The organism is Telluria sp. GW821-FHT07G12 (genome assembly GCF_059418525.1).
Genome location: NZ_JBWKQA010000005.1, coordinates 299,620 through 313,196, shown reverse-complemented (window position 1 = coordinate 313,196; position 13,577 = coordinate 299,620). Strand labels below are relative to the sequence as shown.

Here is a 13,577-nt window from a genome sequence, read left to right as displayed (position 1 = left end):
TTCCTTGGGCCAAGGCCTTTTTGGCGGGACAAGCTCTGGGAGCGCGCGTGATGCATCCCGCCTGGGGGCTCAACAAGCGTGGATACTACCGGGACTTCGGCACCAGCCGGCTGGACTGGCTGCAACAGCGCGCGATCAAGAGCGTCCTGCCGGTGGTCCACTTCGACGAAGCCGCTTACCGCGCTACCGGCAAGCTCGCCTACGGTGACGCGGTGGCACAATTCGTGGCAACCGAAGAGCTCGACCGGCGCGGCCGTTTCGTTTTCCTTGCCAGCGGCATGTGGGGCGGGTTTCAGGCCATCCAGCAGGCGCGTATCTTCGTTCTTGCGGAGCTTCTGAAAGCACGCCAGGCCGTAGCGAACCTTCACGCCACGCTGACCCGCGTCCGGCCGGGCAGGGCGCTGGTGGCGGTGCATATTCGGCGCGGCGATTTCCTGCAAGCCGACGCTGTCGATGGCTACCGTGGACGTTTCAATGTCGCGCTCCCGCTCGCCTGGTACATCGCAACATGTTCGGCTCTCAAGCGGGATTTCGGCAACCGCATCGAATTTCTCCTTATCACGGACGCGCCAGCGGGAGAACTCCAGGAGTTCATTGATGCCTTTCATCCTTTGACGACCTTTCATCTCCGCCAGACCGCCTGCAGCGACCTGTTGGCGATGGCTTTCGCCGACGCCCTCGTTTGCTCGGTGTCCTCGTACAGCATGTGGGGAGCGTTTCTGTCGCGGGCACCGTATATCTGGTGCGCGGCGAACCTGCAGGATCATGACGGGTATGGCTCGCTTTGGGGTGACGAGCCGGCCCAGCAGGCGCCGGCGGGGGCTACCGCCATCAACCTGCGGCGCTGCCGTACTTGCACGAAGCAGGGACGCGGGCCTGGCAGCGGACGGGGAACGCCGGTCGGCTGGTCGGGCGAGGTGCCGCCGGCGTTTATCGACAGTCTGCTAGCGCGCCTGGACGAGCGCGCCGAAGAGCGGGACTTGATCCTGTACGGTGTCGTTCCGCCCGAGGTAAGCGAAGCGTTGGCACCGTCCAGTGCGCCGCTGAGCTGTCAGCGGCCATGATGCGCTGCGCCAGCGCGCTGGTGCAGGATGAAAACCGAGTTCTTGTCCTGGCCCGACCAGGATTTCCAGCCGGTGTAGCCGTTGGTGACACCGGCCGACTTGCCATCCCAGTAGCGCTGGAACACGTTCACGTTGGTGCTGGTGTAAGTGTTGTAGTTGAAGGTGCCGAAGGTTTTCAGGTTGGCGCCTGTCTCCATGTTGTAGGTCTGCTCGCTGCCGGTGGTCTTGAACGTGTTGTTCGTGACTTGATTGTTGCGGATGTTGCCGCTGTCCTGGCCGAACACCAGGTGGGTGATGGCGTTGGACGCAAACGTGTTATTCGTGATCACGTTATTGAAGGCGTTGTGCAAGGTCATACCGCGGGTGTTGTTCGAGATCGTGTTCTTGTTGACCGTCACGCCGTTGGCGAAGTCGTCCAGGTAGATGCCGATGCCTTCGGTACCCTTGACGTTGGTGACGGTATTGCCTTCGATCTTGAGCGTCAGCGGCAGCTGGTCGCGGGCGCCGGTATAGATGCCGGCGCAGTCGGTGAGGCGGACGCAGGCACCGTCGACGACACTGCCCAGCAGATTGGTGCGGCGGTTATGCAGCACGCTGATGCCGTGGTAGGCCGAGTTGGTCACACGCACATTCTGGATCAGGTTGTCCGAACCGTCGCCGAAGAAGATGCCGCCGTCGCTCGGCGTGGTCATGCCCACCGTGCCGCTGTTGCTGACGGTCGTGTTGGTCACCTTGGCGCCGACGATCGAATACCAGCCGTCGATACCGTTGCGGCGCGAATTGGTCACGCTGCTCTGGTCGACCGTCAAGCCATTGCTGCCGCTGGCCCAGATACCGTCCATTTCGCTGTTGACGATGTCGGTGTTGAGCACTTTCAAGGTTTTCGCGGTGTTGGCGCTGATACCGTTATTGGCAGCAAAGATCTTGATGTTGTTGACCGTGATGCCGCTCGAGTTATCGGCATTGATACCGTTGGCGCTCGGCGAGGCCCAGGCCCGGCCCTCGGGACTCAGGCCGTCGGCGGTCCAGATGTACAGGCGACCGTTCTGCACCGCCCATTCGCCGGCGGTATCGAGCATCCACAGCTTGCCTTCGACGTAGAAGGGCTTGGCGGTGCTGACGCTATTGGTGCTCAGCGCCTGCATCTTGGCCACCGACTGGTTGTCCAGGTAGACCATGTTGGCGCCGCTCAGATCGCTGCTGGGCATGCCCGAGGTCGAGGTGGCCCAGCCCGAGTTCGGCCAGTGCGCCTTGCTCATCGGTGCGCCGCTGATCGCGACCTGGACCGGAGTGAAGGCGATCGGAGCGCTCCAGATGTTGCCGCTGTACTTGGTCCAGCCGGTAACCGCGTTACCCGGGGAGATGGTCGCCTTGCCGCAGGTGCCGGCGGTGGTGACGGTCACGTTCGACTTGCCGTTCAGCTCCAGCGTGCCCTGGTAGGTTTTGCCGCACTCCAGGCTCACGGTGGTGCCGTTGGCGATGCTGGTCGGCAGGCGCAGCAAGGCTTGCGGTCCGGGTCTGGGCTTCAGGCGCGGAACCGGCGCGAGATTCAGCGCGGCCAACGCCAGCAGGGCTGCCGCTGTAGATCGGTTTGCTGTCACCTGCCGATTGTAGCGGACATGAAAAAGCCCCGGGACGCAAAGCGCCCCGGGGCCGATACTCAGGCGACGAACTTATCGCTTACAGCTTGCCGTTCATGGTCGAGTTCTTGTCCTGGCCCGACCAGGATTTCCAGCCGGTGTAGCCGTTGGTGACGCCGGCCGACTTGCCATCCCAGTAGCGCTGGAACACGTTCACGTTGGTGCTGGTGTAAGTGTTGTAGTTGAAGGTGCCGAAGGTTTTCAGGTTGGCGCCTGTCTCCATGTTGTAGGTCTGCTCGCTGCCCGTGGTCTTGAACGTGTTGTTCGTGACCTGGTTGTTGCGGATGTTGCCGCTGTCCTGGCCGAACACCAGGTGGGTGATGGCGTTGGACGCAAACGTGTTATTCGTGATCACGTTATTGAAGGCGTTGTGCAAGGTCATACCGCGGGTGTTGTTCGAGATCGTGTTCTTGTTGACCGTCACGCCGTTGGCGAAGTCGTCCAGGTAGATGCCGATGCCTTCGGTGCCCTTGACGTTGGTGACGGTATTGCCTTCGATCTTGAGCGTCAGCGGCAGCTGGTCGCGGGCGCCGGTATAGATGCCGGCGCAGTCGGTGAGGCGGACGCAGGCACCGTCGACGACACTGCCCAGCAGATTGGTGCGGCGGTTATGCAGCACGCTGATGCCGTGGTAGGCCGAGTTGGTCACACGCACATTCTGGATCAGGTTGTCCGAACCGTCGCCGAAGAAGATGCCGCCGTCGCTCGGCGTGGTCATGCCCACCGTGCCGCTGTTGCTGACGGTCGTGTTGGTCACCTTGGCGCCGACGATCGAATACCAGCCGTCGATACCGTTGCGGCGCGAATTGGTCACGCTGCTCTGGTCTACCGTCAAGCCATTGCTGCCGCTGGCCCAGATACCGTCCATTTCGCTGTTGACGATGTCGGTGTTGAGCACTTTCAAGGTTTTCGCGGTGTTGGCGCTGATGCCGTTATTGGCAGCAAAGATCTTGATGTTGTTGACCGTGATGCCGCTCGAGTTATCGGCATTGATGCCGTTGGCGCTCGGCGAGGCCCAGGCCCGGCCTTCGGGGCTCAGGCCGTCGGCGGTCCAGATGTACAGGCGACCGTTCTGCACCGCCCATTCGCCGGCGGTATCGAGCATCCACAGCTTGCCTTCGACGTAGAAGGGCTTGGCGGTGCTGACGCTATTGGTGCTCAGCGCCTGCATCTTGGCCACCGACTGGTTGTCCAGGTAGACCATGTTGGCGCCGCTCAGATCGCTGCTGGGCATGCCCGAGGTCGAGGTGGCCCAGCCCGAGTTCGGCCAGTGCGCCTTGCTCATCGGTGCGCCGCTGATCGCGACCTGGACCGGAGTGAAGGCGATCGGAGCGCTCCAGATGTTGCCGCTGTACTTGGTCCAGCCGGTAACCGCGTTACCCGGGGAGATGGTCGCCTTGCCGCAGGTGCCGGCAGTGGTGACGGTCACGTTCGACTTGCCGTTCAGCTCCAGCGTGCCCTGGTAGGTTTTGCCGCACTCCAGGCTCACGGTGGTGCCGTTGGCGATGCTGGTCGGCAGGCGCAGCACGGTGGTCGACGGCTGGGTCGGCGCCGGCGTCGGCGTGGTGGGCGTGGTCGTGCCCGAGGTATCGCTCGAATAGGCGCAGGTCTTGCCAACGCCCGGGGCCGGATCGCCGAAGACCGAGTTGCCGCAGACGACGGACGTGGTCACCGTCTTGTACGCCCATTTGTCAGTGGTGCCATAGCGTACCTGGCGGGTACCGGGCACGGAACAGGTGCCGTTTTCGGTAGCGCATTGGGTCCAGGTGGTGGTGGTGGTGGCTGGCGGGGTCGTGGTAGCGACCGGCATGACGGCGCAGGTCTTGCCGACGCCCGGGGCCGGGTCGCCGAACACGCTGTTCGTGCACTGCACGGGGCCGGTCATGGTCTTGTAGACGTAGCCGGTGCTGGCGCCGTATCGTACCTGCTGGGTACCGGTGAAGGAGCAGGTGCCGTTTTCGGTTGCGCACTGGGTCCAGGTCGACGTCGAGATCGTTGCGGCATAGGCCGGCGCACCGGCAGCGGAGCTGGCGCTTGCATTGTCCTGGGTCGAACCTGCGCCGCAGGCAGCCAGGCCGGTAGCCAGTGCCGAGGCGACGATGAGGCGGGAGAAGGTGGTCGATTGGTTGGTGCAAAAATCTTTATTCAGTTGCATATTGAATCCTGATTAGCCCTAACAGTAATCACTCTTGCAAGAAGAATGCTGAATGGAAAATTTGATAGATTGCACATGATGCGTTTGCGTCGATGCGCGGCGAACTTCTATCGAAATCTTGATCGCTGTTGAGTTTCCTCTGAAACATCACGTTTGGATCAATTTTGTTTCCGATGGGCGAATAATACGTGCGGAAAACATTGAACGCTATAAAAAGTTCCCGTGTTCAATAAGAAAAAGTTGTAACAGGAGGAATTTCGATAACGTTCAATTATTTTTCAGGCTGTTAAATTTCTTAAGGTAATTCCAGACGAATATAAGTTTCTCTGAAGCTGTTGTTTCAGGTCAACAGACGTGAAAATCTTGCCGAAAAATGAGATCCAATGCGGATCGAACTGATCAATAGCGGGGAATTAACTGTTTGAAAACTGAAGCGAAGGGCTGTGACCGATCGAGCCTGCGGTGCGCGCAGATCGATGGAGGGAGGAGGAAAGCACAAGCAGACCAGGGTGCCCTGTTATGGGCGGGGTAGTACCGGTCAGGAGTAGAGAGAACTTTCGGCTAATTGACGGTTGCTGAGACGGTTTTCCTGCGGCACCCGGCTTGCCACATAAGCGAAAAAGTCATCAAGCTGCCGCCATGCGCCGAGCTGATCGATTTCAATGCTGTGCGCCCAGAGGTGAAATACACCGCCACGCTCACAACAGTAATTGAACAAGGCATATACGCGTTCTATCCAGTTTTCCGTGAGCAGAGCAAGGTAGAGTCCATGGGCACGTTTGTCCCAGCGCCCGGATTGCAGGAAGTTGCGAAGATAAACTGATCTCGAATGCGGGTAAAACTGGATGGTGGTGGGCACCTCAAAAGGACAAGTACCGGGGTCGATACACAGGTTGGTCGTAGTTCTCGCATATATGAAGCCAGCGGCTTCCACCATAGCGAGGTGAGGCTGCAAAAATTTTCCACCAGGATAACAAAATCCTTTAATTGCATCTCCGACAATATCTTCCAAATGGGATTTGCCTGAAATGATTTGATCATTCGCATCCAGCAAGGACATATTTCTCAAATAGCAATGATCACGCGTGTGCGAGCCAATTTCAAAACCTGACGCCAGTGCCAATAATTGTGATTTGCTTAAGACAGGCGGGCCCTCGCGATTAAAAATCGGAACAAAAAACGTGCCATTCAGACCATGCTTGCACAAGAGTTCGGCCATTTTCATATCCAATGGATTGCCGTCATCTATCGAGCAAGTGAATACTGCTGTCATGTCAACTCCTGCCGCTCAATGCATGTCCCAGCTTACTGCCGTCACATCGCTTTGTCCTGTCCTGCACGCTGCGTCGCTGCATAGCGGCACGCGTCAGCCAGTCCCTGGCACGCCCTGCTGAACGTAAATTCGCCGACGAGCGAATGGCTGCGCCTGGAAAAGGCCGTATATAAATCGGGATCGCTCAATAGCGTGGACGCTCGATCCGCCCAGTAGCCGACATCGAGATCGCACACATAGCCGTTCTCGCCGTCGAGCACAAGTTCTCCCGCTACGCCGGCGTGCGGTGAAACGAGTACCGGCAATCCTGCAGCACAGGCTTCGTTGGTCACGACCCCCCATGGATCCCAACTGGTGGGAAACAGGAAAACCCGGGCCGAACGGTACAAGGCCGGCAGAGCTTCCTGGCTTGCAAATCCATGGAAGACGGCGTCGACCAAGCCTGCGTTGGCAGCAGCATGCCGCTTGACTGCCTGTTCTTCCTTGCCCGAGCCGACGAACAGAATGCGGGTCTTGCGGCCGAGCTTGCTGGCTACGTCAACCGCCACGTCCAGGGCGAAGCAGGGATTTTTAATCCGCTCGAGCCTGCCGCAAAATATGAAATCGAAGCTGCCGTGCCGGAATGGCTCGGTGTCCGAAAACCTGGCGTTCTCCACGGAGAGACAGGCTCTGAAGCAGCGGTTTGCGGCGATACCATAACTCGCGTACAGCTTTTGTCCGCCGCTGCTGGCCCAGACAAATGCGCTCGAGCGGGCATAGACCAGATGCCTGATCCTGCGGTGCACCAGCGACAGGGTTCTTTCCGAATCGAGCGTGCCGTCCGTCATGGCGACATGCGGAATGCGCTTCAGCCATGCGTATAGGAACGCATACAAGTGGGTAGGATTGAACCCCGAGGTGATGACAATGTCCGGCTGCAGCTGGCGCAAGGCTGCGATGACGTCCGGGTTGTTATGGATGAACCGGTCCCTGAACTTGACGACGCGTTCGCGCAGATAAGTACAGCGGAATTCGATGGCCGGTAAATTCCATTCCCGGTTGGGCTCGCGTCCGCAGCAGAAGACGACATGCAGGCTGACGTCTGGCATGGCCGCCAGTTCGTTCAGTGCGGGGATACGGTAGGGCACCGGGCCATTGGTCACGAGCACGATATTCATCAGCTTATCGTCCTTTCATGACTGCCCTGCTGGCCCTGACCGAGGTGGCGAGGATTTTCAGGTAGGGCCAAAGCCAGTAGGCCGGCCACAAAGGCCCGGCGTGGCGCCGGCACAGCACCAGCCAGGGTTTCCAGGGCAGTCCCTTGGGGCCGAGCGCCTGCCTCAGCCTGAGCCGCAGCGGCTGGGCGGGATCGGAAAAGCTGCCGGCTACCGTGTGGTCATTGACACAACGTCCGGCGAAATGCGGCATGACCCACATCGGTATGCCTGCCTGCTTCGCACGCAAACCGTAATCGGTGTCGCCGATGGCATGAACGAATCGCCCGTCGAGATTGCCGAGGATCGCCGCGGCATGCCGGGACACCAGGACGCAGTTGCCGTTGAAGGTATCGCAGGACTGGATTTCCCCGTTCACCGGAATGATCATGAGGCTCAACGGGCGCAAACGGCTGCGCTGGCGTTCCCCGCCATAGCTGGTCCGCCACTGATCGTCGCATGTCGAACCGATCACGATGCCGGCTCGCCCGTGGCGGCCGAGGCAGCGTGCATGCGTGTCGAGCAGCTGCTGCAGGGCATGCGGGAACATGAAGGTATCGTCGTTCAGCCACAGGTAGAAATCGTAGTCGCCCTTGAGCGCCTGGTCCCATGCCAGGCGCATGCCACCGTTCCAGAACAGCTTGCCGTCTCCCTTGAACAGGCGGGTTGCCGGATGCAGCTCGAGAATGGCCTCGGCGCTGCCGTCGGTGCTGTTGTCGTCGGTGACGAAGAAGTCGAGCACGGTGTTGCGCGCCACAGTCTGCGCCAGCACGCAGCCGATGGCCTCGAGTGTCTTCGGCCTCCGGTTGAAGCAGGAGAGGACAACCGCAAGCCTGCACGCGGGGAAGCTGCCGGCGCGGTCCAGAACAGGGTGTTCCATGGCCTTTCCTTTCATGGACCGCCGGTGCGGAAAGGCGCCGGCAAACGCGGCGCCGCGAAACGTGGAACGGTGCGTGATGAGGCGATCGGCATCTGCGCCTGCCGGTGGCTACGCAGATAGCCGATCGCCAGGCCAAGCAGGAGTCCGCTGTCGTAATTGGCCCAATACGGAATGTAATAGGCGTACAGCGCCGACAGTGTGGCTAGCAGAAAATGCGCCCAGTAGCGATCGGCTTTGCGGGTATGGACGAAGGCCGCGCGCCAGACGCTGCCGAACACCCAGAGGGTGGCCAGCAGCCCGATGCTGCCGCCTCTGAATAAGATGTGCAGGAAATGGTTGTGCGGAACCATATCCTGCTTCGTGCCGTCGTCGAGCTCGCTCGGGCTGAATCCTCCGCCATAAGCCTGGCCTACAAGGTAAGTCGGTATACCGGCGCCAAGCCATTTGGCCATCAATTCGTCCCAATAGACGACGCGGCCGACCATGGTGCCTTCGTTCATGCTGACGGCCTGGTCGGCTGAACTTCGGACCGAGGCAAGGACGCTGTTGTCCGCGGGAAGCGCAACCACGAGAACCAGCGGGAGCAGCACCGCGCCCAGAATAGGCAGAGCGCGTATCCGCGTGCCGCCGCCGGCCTTCGCCAGCACCAGGCAAGCGACGCCGACGAACATGCTGATCCATACCGACCGGTGTTGCAAGACTGCGATGGTGGCCAGCTGGACGGGGAGCAAGGGCCATAGCGGCAGCGGCAGGCGGCTACGCATGATGCGGAACAGCAGGCCCAGGCTACCGATTGCGATCACCAGGGTGGAGGCCGAGCTGATGACCCTGAAGCGCACACCGGTCGTATCGTAAGCCATGATTTCCTCGGCATACCGTGGATCGAGGGCGGAGTGCGCCCAACGGTAGATGGCGAGCATGCACAGGCAGGCTGCACAGCCGATCCACAGGTCGACGATCCGCGACACCATGCGGTCGGACCAGCGGACGGAGCCAAAGAAAACAAGGGTGATCCAGAGATAGAAGTGCCCGCGTGCGTCGACCCCGGCTGAGGTTCCATACGATTTCACACCCCACACGGCGAGCCCCAGCTGAATGAGTCCGAGCACCCACCATGGCCAGGGGATCGCGCGCGGACTGGCGAACAGGCAGAAACGAATCATGCATGCGCTTGCCAGGATGAGGAAGAACAGGTCTTCAGGATACAAGGACAGTCCAAAATTGACGACCAGCGGCAGGCGCAAGGCGTCCAGGAAGACCAGCGCGAGAAGCAGGGCCGCGGCATGGACCGGCATGGCCGCGAGCCATCCGGCAGTGCCAGCCAGGAGGGCAAACACGATCATGCACAGCAAGGGCGTGAAAATTGCATTCGACATGATTCATGTCACCTTGCGCCGGCTGGCTTCAATGACCGCGGCATAGAGCTCGAGGTAGGCCGGCACCACGGCGTGCGGCGACCACAATTGCTGCGCCCTGTCGCGTGCTGCCGTCCGGAGGCGCGCGCGCAGCTCGGGCGCGCCGAGTACCCAGGCGATCCCGCGTGCCAGGTCCGCGGCGTCGAAAGCTTGCGCAAGATAGCCCGTTGCCTGGTGCTCGACAACTTCTGGCAGGCCGGTGCAATGAAAGGCGACGACCGGACAGCCGCAGGCGTGCGCTTCGGTGGCCGATTGCGGCAGGTTTTCCAGCCGCGAAGGCGTGACCATGACGTCCGCCGCGCTGTACAGCAATGCCAGCGTCGTGTCGTCGCTGACATGCCCCATCCATTTCACTGGAAACGGCACCGGCAGGGCGCGCCGCGGTTCGCCTTGCCCGAATACCACGCAAGACAGCCGTGTGCCGCCTGCCGCCAGCACGTTCAAGGCTTCCAGTAAAAGATCATAGCCCTTGTTCACGTCCCGGGTCCCGCCGAGCGCGCCGAACAGCACGATGTCCTGGTCGGCAGGAAGGTTCAGCGCATGGCGGCTATGGACGCGGTCGAGCGGCTTGAATACATCCGTTTGCAGCACGTTGGGAATCACCGCTACCGGCCAGTCCTTCATCAGGAAACTCTGCTTGACGCAATTGGCGAGCCAGTTGCTGGGCGCTACCACCTGTACCGGTTTCTTCCATGCGCTGCGCTTGCGGTTCCAGGTGTACCGGTCGAGATCCAGGCCCCATGCGCCGGGCGGACGGTTGTGCGGAAAATAGCCGGTGCGCCAGCGTGCATCGGGTCCATCGTCGCTGATATGCTCGGCGCCGCACAAGGCCCACATGTCGTGGAAGGTCCACACCAGCGGTTTGCGGATCTTGCCCATGTCCTCGATGGACAAGGACTCGCCGCCGACCCAATGCATGTTGACCAGGTCGACGTCGCTGCCATTGATGCGTGCCGCCATGTTCGAGGGAAGCAGGTTCAGCGAGTGGATGCCGGGATTGCCGCTCCGCTGCAGCGCCGCGAGCCGGCCGGCGATCCTGGGCCGTAGATAGCGCTTCGCTTTTTCGAATACATTGGCAGGGCCGCTTACTCCCCAGTCGTCGGTCTGCTTGTCCGCGACCGTCATGCGCGTGTCCGTGGAACACGAGCGCAAGGCGCGGTAAAGCCGGTAGGCCGCACGGCTGGCGCCGCCTACGCTGTCCGAATTGCTGAGGATTTCGATACTCGTCATGGGATTTCCCCGGCCGTTCATGTTTGTGCCACCGGGCCGCGATCCAGGGCAGGCATGGGACGCCATGTTTTTTGCCAGCCAGTGTGATTCGAGCCGTGCGAATTGAGGATCGTGGTCAGCCAGTGCGATACCAGCAGGTCGCCATCGAACTTGCTCCGGTAGCGCACCAGCGCCGCCTGTGAAAAGCGGTCATAGATGTCCGGCCTGCCCAACAGCTCGATCAGCAGCGCGGCGGCGGTGTCGACGTCCTGCAGGGGCCAGTGGTAGCCCTCCACGCCGTGGTCGAAGATCTCGGTAATGCCGCCGACGGCAGGTGCCAGGATCGGGCGGCCGGCAGCCAGCGCCTCGATGAGCGTGATCGGCATGTTTTCGATGCGTGCCGCGTGCGCCAGCACCCGATGGCGCACGATCATGTTGCCGGCGTTCCTGCAAAAGCCCGCGAAGCTCACTTGCTCTTTGATGCCGAGTTCAGCAGCCTGCTGCTGCAGCCTGTCGGCCTCCGGGCCGTTGCCGACCAGAGTGAGAGTGTAGCGGTGCCCGAGCTGCGCGGCCCTTGCCAGGACGCGCAGCAGGAAGGCGTGGTTTTTCCGCGGCTCGAGCGTGCCGATGGAAATGAGGTCGGCGTCGAAGCTGGTCACGGGATCGGATGCGGGTGAATCGGCGATGAAATTTGGAATGACGGTGTGCGAGACACTTTCCAGTTCGGGCATCCTCCGCAAGGTCAGCTTGCGCATGAATTCGGACACGAAGATGATCTGGTCGACCCCGGCGAGGGCCTGGCGCTCCGTGCGGAAAGCGAAGTTCCAGAGCGGTCCATGCACCGTCGTCTCGCCTTTCTGGAACATCTCCTCGGCCACCGACACGTTGTAATGGATGACGATGACGACCCGGCAGTCGTGCGTGGCTTTGAACTGCAAGGCAGCCAGGGCACTTAGCGGATCCTGAGCACACAGCGTGATCGTACGGCCCAGTGCTGTGTAGCGGGGCAGGACGCCGGCAAGCTTGCGTTCGAGTGTCTTGGCTTCGACCCAGGCGTCGAAGATCGCGGCGCGTTCGCGGTCGATTGTGGCTATCATCCGCGCCGCCATGGCCGCGCCTTTCCTTGCGATCCCGCGCCGGGGATAGGGCGCTACAAGTTCGGCGTCGATCTCATGGCATCGGGCCTGGTGCAGCATGTCGTTGAAATGCTTCTCGACGCCGGTCGGACCTTTGCCGTCCAACAGGCTGACGATAAAAAGAGCATGTTTCAAGGCTGTCTCCTCAGATATTCAGAAACTTTTTGATCGGCAAAGCCAGCCGTTCGACGTTCACCAGGCTGCTCATGCTGTTTGTCAGGAAGCCGGCGCCGAAGTGCTGGGCAAGCGCCAGCGATGCGAGTGCCGCCATGCCGGCCACCCCCAGCAGTCTCGGCAACACAGGGAGAGGCCCAAGGGCATAGTCGGTCAGCGCCGCGACCACCGCCACTGCGAGGCCAAACAGTGCCGGAAAGCAAAGGGTGCGCAGGTAATCCTGTAAGCTGGCGCCGGTCAGCCGCAAGGTCGACCTTGTTAACAGCATCCAGCGCAGGATGTAGGTGGCGAGTACCGTCCAGGCAGTGAAGACCAGCGTGTAGTGCGAAGCGAACCACAGCGCGGGAACGAAGAGCAGCGCCGTGCAGGCCTGATTGCGCAGTTCCGCGCCGACCCGGTTGCCGGCCATCAGGATCGGACCTTGGATGGCGAGCAGAGCATTGACCAGGACCGCCAGCGCGAGCGGCGTCACGAGCGGAATCGCGGCCTCCCATGCTCCCCCGTATACGCCCAGTATCAAGGTCCGTGGAATTACCGCCGCCGTAGCGAACAGCGGTACGCATACCAGTGCGACGGCGGCGCTGGTCTCCAGATAGATGCGGCGTACCCGCGGAAGATCGTCCTGATGACGCGAACAGGCAGCGAACAGAACGCCTTGGAAGCCGGTTGCGATGATGCTCATCGGCATGTTCAGCAGGCTCAAGGCCCGGCTATACAGGCCGAGTTCAGCAATGCCGAAAGCCCGCCCGACGAAAGCCGTGTCCAGGTTGCTGATTGCCCAGCTGCTCAGATTGGCGGCAGTAACCTGCATGCCGAATCTGGCGATGTCCGGTGTCTCGCAACGCAGGCATGGCCTCATCGGCACAGGCGCGTCGCGCAGCAGGAGGAAGGTGCTCAGCAGAGACTGTGTCAGCTGCGCCGCAACCAGGCTCCATACCCCGAAGCCCAGCCATGCGCCAGGAATGCCGACAAGCAGATAGCCGCTCAGGTAGCTGGCAATGCCGACTTGCTGCACTTTCTTGAAGTCGAGCGACCGGCGCAACATGGCGGCCGCCGTCTGGCCCGGGCAGTCGATGATGAAGAGGCAGAACAGCGCGCGCAGTACCTGCGCGGCTGCCGGCTTGCCGAAGTAGGCGGCAATGGCGCCGGACGAGATCCAGCCGAGTACCGTCAACAACACCGCGAATGACATCTGGAGGGTGAAGATGAAACGCAGCTCGCGCTCCGACAGGGTCGCCCTCTGCACCAGCGTGGCCCCGAAGCCGAGGTCGGCGACCAGCCTGCCCAAGCCGACGATCATCCATGCCAGCGCGACGATGCCGAAAGGCTCCGGACCCAATAGGCGCGCAAGGAGCACGCCGACAAGGAATTGCGCCAGGCCCCGGGTCAGGTTGCCGAGGTAATTCCAGCGTAGCGCGTGCCAAGCGGAGATGGCCAT

The 13,577-nt window shown here is 61.3% G+C and carries 10 protein-coding genes; 1 reads left to right on the top strand and 9 read right to left on the bottom strand.

Annotation, left to right across the window (positions count from 1 at the left end; translation table 11 throughout):
• The first annotated feature begins 47 nt into the window (after positions 1-47).
• A complete protein-coding gene (locus tag AC07PE_RS20010) occupies positions 48-1,064 on the top strand; it encodes an O-fucosyltransferase family protein (RefSeq protein ID WP_498767678.1) in 1,017 nt (338 codons plus the stop codon).
• On the opposite strand, the gene AC07PE_RS20005 is transcribed toward AC07PE_RS20010, so the two are convergent.
• The 9 genes from AC07PE_RS20005 to AC07PE_RS19965 all read right to left on the bottom strand — a co-directional run bounded on the left by AC07PE_RS20005 (position 1,052) and on the right by AC07PE_RS19965 (position 13,577).
• Positions 1,052-2,665, bottom strand: coding sequence for a right-handed parallel beta-helix repeat-containing protein (locus AC07PE_RS20005; protein ID WP_498767676.1), 1,614 nt, complete (start codon positions 2,663-2,665; stop codon positions 1,052-1,054). The genes AC07PE_RS20010 and AC07PE_RS20005 overlap by 13 nt on opposite strands.
• A 79-nt stretch (positions 2,666-2,744) precedes the next feature.
• A complete protein-coding gene (locus AC07PE_RS20000) occupies positions 2,745-4,859 on the bottom strand; it encodes a right-handed parallel beta-helix repeat-containing protein (protein WP_498767674.1) in 2,115 nt (704 codons plus the stop codon).
• A gap of 538 nt (positions 4,860-5,397) precedes the next feature.
• The gene (locus tag AC07PE_RS19995) at positions 5,398-6,132 is read right to left on the bottom strand and encodes a polysaccharide deacetylase family protein (RefSeq protein ID WP_498767672.1); all 735 of its coding nucleotides are present in this window, start codon (positions 6,130-6,132) and stop codon (positions 5,398-5,400) included.
• Positions 6,133-6,173: 41 nt separating this feature from the next.
• Positions 6,174-7,289: a glycosyltransferase family 4 protein gene (locus tag AC07PE_RS19990; protein ID WP_498767671.1), complete on the bottom strand. Its 1,116-nt coding sequence runs from the start codon at positions 7,287-7,289 to the stop codon at positions 6,174-6,176.
• Positions 7,290-7,293: 4 nt separating this feature from the next.
• A complete protein-coding gene (locus tag AC07PE_RS19985; RefSeq protein ID WP_498767669.1) occupies positions 7,294-8,205 on the bottom strand; it encodes a glycosyltransferase family 2 protein in 912 nt (303 codons plus the stop codon).
• A gap of 11 nt (positions 8,206-8,216) precedes the next feature.
• Positions 8,217-9,581 (bottom strand): O-antigen ligase family protein, encoded by a 1,365-nt coding sequence (locus tag AC07PE_RS19980; RefSeq protein WP_498767667.1) that lies wholly within the window; start codon positions 9,579-9,581, stop codon positions 8,217-8,219.
• 3 nt (positions 9,582-9,584) lie between these two features.
• Positions 9,585-10,850 (bottom strand): glycosyltransferase, encoded by a 1,266-nt coding sequence (locus AC07PE_RS19975; protein ID WP_498767665.1) that lies wholly within the window; start codon positions 10,848-10,850, stop codon positions 9,585-9,587.
• 17 nt (positions 10,851-10,867) lie between these two features.
• On the bottom strand, positions 10,868-12,100 hold the full coding sequence (locus AC07PE_RS19970; RefSeq protein ID WP_498767663.1) for a glycosyltransferase: 1,233 nt from the start codon (positions 12,098-12,100) through the stop codon (positions 10,868-10,870).
• 10 nt (positions 12,101-12,110) lie between these two features.
• The gene (locus AC07PE_RS19965) at positions 12,111-13,577 is read right to left on the bottom strand and encodes a lipopolysaccharide biosynthesis protein (RefSeq protein ID WP_498767661.1); all 1,467 of its coding nucleotides are present in this window, start codon (positions 13,575-13,577) and stop codon (positions 12,111-12,113) included.